Here is a 5,285-nt window from a genome sequence, read left to right as displayed (position 1 = left end):
AAAAAGGCAGTTGACAGCAGGTTTTAACGCTGTATGATTCGCCTCCCGCTACGAGAGATCGCAGCGAGTTAAGCGGTTGAAGTTGAACGAAAAACTTCAAAATAAACGCTTGACAGACTCTGAGGAAAGCGTAGAATGCGCGGCCTCGGTTGAGCAAAGCGCTTAACCAAATCGCTCTTTAACAATCGAATCAAGCAATTCGTGTGGGTGCTTGTGAGTACGGACTGATAGTCGCCAAGATTATCAGCATCACAAGTGGCCATGCGAGAAATCACATAGTCATTTGAGATTGCTGAGCCAAGTTTAGGGTTTCTTAAAAACCCAAGCAGTATTGAACTGAAGAGTTTGATCATGGCTCAGATTGAACGCTGGCGGCAGGCCTAACACATGCAAGTCGAGCGGATGACGGGAGCTTGCTCCTTGATTCAGCGGCGGACGGGTGAGTAATGCCTAGGAATCTGCCTGGTAGTGGGGGACAACGTTCCGAAAGGGGCGCTAATACCGCATACGTCCTACGGGAGAAAGTGGGGGATCTTCGGACCTCACGCTATCAGATGAGCCTAGGTCGGATTAGCTAGTTGGTGAGGTAATGGCTCACCAAGGCGACGATCCGTAACTGGTCTGAGAGGATGATCAGTCACACTGGAACTGAGACACGGTCCAGACTCCTACGGGAGGCAGCAGTGGGGAATATTGGACAATGGGCGAAAGCCTGATCCAGCCATGCCGCGTGTGTGAAGAAGGTCTTCGGATTGTAAAGCACTTTAAGTTGGGAGGAAGGGCAGTAAGTTAATACCTTGCTGTTTTGACGTTACCGACAGAATAAGCACCGGCTAACTCTGTGCCAGCAGCCGCGGTAATACAGAGGGTGCAAGCGTTAATCGGAATTACTGGGCGTAAAGCGCGCGTAGGTGGTTCGTTAAGTTGGATGTGAAAGCCCCGGGCTCAACCTAGGAACTGCATCCAAAACTGGCGAGCTAGAGTATGGTAGAGGGTGGTGGAATTTCCTGTGTAGCGGTGAAATGCGTAGATATAGGAAGGAACACCAGTGGCGAAGGCGACCACCTGGACTGATACTGACACTGAGGTGCGAAAGCGTGGGGAGCAAACAGGATTAGATACCCTGGTAGTCCACGCCGTAAACGATGTCAACTAGCCGTTGGAATCCTTGAGATTTTAGTGGCGCAGCTAACGCATTAAGTTGACCGCCTGGGGAGTACGGCCGCAAGGTTAAAACTCAAATGAATTGACGGGGGCCCGCACAAGCGGTGGAGCATGTGGTTTAATTCGAAGCAACGCGAAGAACCTTACCAGGCCTTGACATGCAGAGAACTTTCCAGAGATGGATGGGTGCCTTCGGGAACTCTGACACAGGTGCTGCATGGCTGTCGTCAGCTCGTGTCGTGAGATGTTGGGTTAAGTCCCGTAACGAGCGCAACCCTTGTCCTTAGTTACCAGCACGTCATGGTGGGCACTCTAAGGAGACTGCCGGTGACAAACCGGAGGAAGGTGGGGATGACGTCAAGTCATCATGGCCCTTACGGCCTGGGCTACACACGTGCTACAATGGTCGGTACAGAGGGTTGCCAAGCCGCGAGGTGGAGCTAATCTCACAAAACCGATCGTAGTCCGGATCGCAGTCTGCAACTCGACTGCGTGAAGTCGGAATCGCTAGTAATCGCGAATCAGAATGTCGCGGTGAATACGTTCCCGGGCCTTGTACACACCGCCCGTCACACCATGGGAGTGGGTTGCACCAGAAGTAGCTAGTCTAACCTTCGGGAGGACGGTTACCACGGTGTGATTCATGACTGGGGTGAAGTCGTAACAAGGTAGCCGTAGGGGAACCTGCGGCTGGATCACCTCCTTAATCGAAGACATCAGCCTGCTGATGAGCTCCCACACGAATTGCTTGATTCCTTGAAGAAGACGATGCTGTAACGCGACCCTGTTATAGGTCTGTAGCTCAGTTGGTTAGAGCGCACCCCTGATAAGGGTGAGGTCGGCAGTTCAAATCTGCCCAGACCTACCATTCGCTGGGTGCAGAGACGACGGGGCCATAGCTCAGCTGGGAGAGCGCCTGCCTTGCACGCAGGAGGTCAGCGGTTCGATCCCGCTTGGCTCCACCATTTGCTTTGCTGCACAGTTACCTGCAGAACTTAGAAATGAACATTCCGTTGTGAATGTTGATTTCTGACTTTTGTCAGATCGTTCTTTAAAAATTCGGATATGTGATAGATAGACTGATGACCACTTTCACTGGTGGGCCATCAGGCTAAGGTAAAATTTGTGAGTTCTGCGCGAAAGCGCGACATGCGAATTTTCGGCGAATGTCGTCTTCACAGTATAACCAGATTGCTTGGGGTTATATGGTCAAGTGAAGAAGCGCATACGGTGGATGCCTTGGCAGTCAGAGGCGATGAAAGACGTGGTAGCCTGCGATAAGCTTTGGGGAGTCGGCAAACAGACTGTGATCCAGAGATCTCTGAATGGGGGAACCCACCTAGGATAACCTAGGTATCTTGCACTGAATACATAGGTGCAAGAGGCGAACCAGGGGAACTGAAACATCTAAGTACCCTGAGGAAAAGAAATCAACCGAGATTCCCTTAGTAGTGGCGAGCGAACGGGGACCAGCCCTTAAGCTGGTTTGAGATTAGTGGAACGCTCTGGAAAGTGCGGCCATAGTGGGTGATAGCCCCGTACACGAAAATCTCTTGCCAGTGAAATCGAGTAGGACGGAGCACGAGAAACTTTGTCTGAACATGGGGGGACCATCCTCCAAGGCTAAATACTACTGACTGACCGATAGTGAACCAGTACCGTGAGGGAAAGGCGAAAAGAACCCCGGAGAGGGGAGTGAAATAGAACCTGAAACCGTATGCGTACAAGCAGTGGGAGCCTACGTTGTTAGGTGACTGCGTACCTTTTGTATAATGGGTCAGCGACTTATATTCAGTGGCGAGCTTAACCGAATAGGGGAGGCGTAGCGAAAGCGAGTCTTAATAGGGCGTTTAGTCGCTGGGTATAGACCCGAAACCGGGCGATCTATCCATGGGCAGGTTGAAGGTTAGGTAACACTGACTGGAGGACCGAACCGACTACCGTTGAAAAGTTAGCGGATGACCTGTGGATCGGAGTGAAAGGCTAATCAAGCTCGGAGATAGCTGGTTCTCCTCGAAAGCTATTTAGGTAGCGCCTCATGTATCACTCCAGGGGGTAGAGCACTGTTTCGGCTAGGGGGTCATCCCGACTTACCAAACCGATGCAAACTCCGAATACCTGGAAGTGCCGAGCATGGGAGACACACGGCGGGTGCTAACGTCCGTCGTGAAAAGGGAAACAACCCAGACCGTCAGCTAAGGTCCCAAAGTCATGGTTAAGTGGGAAACGATGTGGGAAGGCTTAGACAGCTAGGAGGTTGGCTTAGAAGCAGCCATCCTTTAAAGAAAGCGTAATAGCTCACTAGTCGAGTCGGCCTGCGCGGAAGATGTAACGGGGCTCAAACCATGCACCGAAGCTACGGGTATCACCTTAAGGTGATGCGGTAGAGGAGCGTTCTGTAAGCCTGTGAAGGTGAGTTGAGAAGCTTGCTGGAGGTATCAGAAGTGCGAATGCTGACATGAGTAACGACAATGCGAGTGAAAAACTCGCACGCCGAAAGACCAAGGTTTCCTGCGCAACGTTAATCGACGCAGGGTTAGTCGGTCCCTAAGGCGAGGCTGAAAAGCGTAGTCGATGGAAAACAGGTTAATATTCCTGTACTTCCAGTTATTGCGATGGAGGGACGGAGAAGGCTAGGCCAGCTTGGCGTTGGTTGTCCAAGTTTAAGGTGGTAGGCTGAAATCTTAGGCAAATCCGGGATTTCAAGGCCGAGAGCTGATGACGAGTTGCCTTTAGGCGACGAAGTGGTTGATGCCATGCTTCCAAGAAAAGCTCCTAAGCTTCAGATAACTGGGAACCGTACCCCAAACCGACACAGGTGGTCGGGTAGAGAATACCAAGGCGCTTGAGAGAACTCGGGTGAAGGAACTAGGCAAAATGGCACCGTAACTTCGGGAGAAGGTGCGCCGGCGAGGGTGAAGGACTTGCTCCGTAAGCCCATGCCGGTCGAAGATACCAGGCCGCTGCGACTGTTTATTAAAAACACAGCACTCTGCAAACACGAAAGTGGACGTATAGGGTGTGACGCCTGCCCGGTGCCGGAAGGTTAATTGATGGGGTTAGCGCAAGCGAAGCTCTTGATCGAAGCCCCGGTAAACGGCGGCCGTAACTATAACGGTCCTAAGGTAGCGAAATTCCTTGTCGGGTAAGTTCCGACCTGCACGAATGGCGTAACGATGGCGGCGCTGTCTCCACCCGAGACTCAGTGAAATTGAAATCGCTGTGAAGATGCAGTGTATCCGCGGCTAGACGGAAAGACCCCGTGAACCTTTACTATAGCTTTGCACTGGACTTTGAGCTTGCTTGTGTAGGATAGGTGGGAGGCTTTGAAGTGGGGACGCCAGTTCTCATGGAGCCATCCTTGAAATACCACCCTGGCAACCTTGAGGTTCTAACTCAGGTCCGTGATCCGGATCGAGGACAGTGTATGGTGGGTAGTTTGACTGGGGCGGTCTCCTCCCAAAGAGTAACGGAGGAGTACGAAGGTGCGCTCAGACCGGTCGGAAATCGGTCGCAGAGTATAAAGGCAAAAGCGCGCTTGACTGCGAGACCCACACGTCGAGCAGGTACGAAAGTAGGTCTTAGTGATCCGGTGGTTCTGTATGGAAGGGCCATCGCTCAACGGATAAAAGGTACTCCGGGGATAACAGGCTGATACCGCCCAAGAGTTCATATCGACGGCGGTGTTTGGCACCTCGATGTCGGCTCATCACATCCTGGGGCTGAAGCCGGTCCCAAGGGTATGGCTGTTCGCCATTTAAAGTGGTACGCGAGCTGGGTTTAGAACGTCGTGAGACAGTTCGGTCCCTATCTGCCGTGGACGTTTGAGATTTGAGAGGGGCTGCTCCTAGTACGAGAGGACCGGAGTGGACGAACCTCTGGTGTTCCGGTTGTCACGCCAGTGGCATTGCCGGGTAGCTATGTTCGGAAGAGATAACCGCTGAAAGCATCTAAGCGGGAAACTTGCCTCAAGATGAGATCTCACTGGGATCTTGAATCCCCTGAAGGGCCGTCGAAGACTACGACGTTGATAGGTCGGGTGTGTAAGCGCTGTGAGGCGTTGAGCTAACCGATACTAATTGCCCGTGAGGCTTGACCATATAACACCCAAGCAATTTGCT

At 52.2% G+C, this 5,285-nt stretch carries 2 tRNA genes and 2 rRNA genes; all 4 read left to right on the top strand.

The annotated features are described in order from the left end of the window. Positions 1-333: 333 nt before the first annotated feature. The 4 genes from ACNFCI_RS23830 (at position 334) to ACNFCI_RS23815 (ending at position 5,264) form a co-directional block, all read left to right on the top strand. Positions 334-1,870, top strand: a 16S ribosomal RNA gene (locus ACNFCI_RS23830). An 85-nt stretch (positions 1,871-1,955) separates the two neighbouring features. Beyond that, positions 1,956-2,032, top strand: a tRNA-Ile gene (locus tag ACNFCI_RS23825). A 21-nt stretch (positions 2,033-2,053) separates the two neighbouring features. Further along, positions 2,054-2,129 (top strand) — tRNA-Ala (locus tag ACNFCI_RS23820). A gap of 242 nt (positions 2,130-2,371) precedes the next feature. Then, positions 2,372-5,264: ribosomal RNA gene (locus ACNFCI_RS23815) — 23S ribosomal RNA — on the top strand. The 16S and 23S rRNA genes sit together here with 2 tRNA genes alongside, the layout of an rRNA operon. The last annotated feature ends 21 nt before the right edge of the window (positions 5,265-5,285 follow it).

The organism is Pseudomonas sp. NY15356 (assembly GCF_048068175.1).
Classification (GTDB): domain Bacteria; phylum Pseudomonadota; class Gammaproteobacteria; order Pseudomonadales; family Pseudomonadaceae; genus Aquipseudomonas; species Aquipseudomonas putida_K.
This window is presented reverse-complemented; position numbering and strand designations above follow the sequence as displayed.